Below are 439 nucleotides of genomic sequence, written 5' to 3'. Positions count from 1 at the left end.
AAAAAGGCTGGCTAACAAGCGGCATGCATTTTCCGAAGAGCTTGCCGCCCGCCTGCAAAACGCGCAGATAGAATGCTGCGACGCCTTAAGAATAATCAGAAGCAGGGACACCCCGGAAACGTTCTTTTATCTCGACCCTCCTTACCCCGGCACCGACCAGGGACACTACGACGGGTATTCAGGCGACGATTTCCGCGCGCTGCTTGAAACGCTTTCAAAAATAGAAGGGAAGTTTCTTTTGAGCTCGTTCCGACACGAAGCGCTTGCCGAATACAAAGAAAAACACGGCTGGAGCCAGTTTGAAATAAAAATGCAAAAGCCAATTGCGGCAAGGGTTTCGCCGTCGGCGCGCAAAATTGAAGTGCTTACGGCAAACTACCCTATCGCCCCGCCTGAAATCCTGCGGGCAAACGCCGGGACAGACAGAAAAAACTGAAAA

Annotated in this window: 1 protein-coding gene; it reads left to right on the top strand. The window is 51.7% G+C overall.

The annotated features are described in order from the left end of the window. On the top strand, positions 1-436 hold a 436-nt coding region (locus AWU74_RS08540; RefSeq protein ID WP_162505126.1), incomplete at its 5' end, for a DNA adenine methylase. Between the last annotated feature and the right edge of the window lie 3 nt (positions 437-439).

The sequence above is a fragment of the Treponema endosymbiont of Eucomonympha sp. genome, assembly GCF_001028545.1.
The sequence above is the reverse complement of the archived record's forward strand: the minus strand, read 5'-3'. Positions and strand labels throughout refer to the sequence as shown.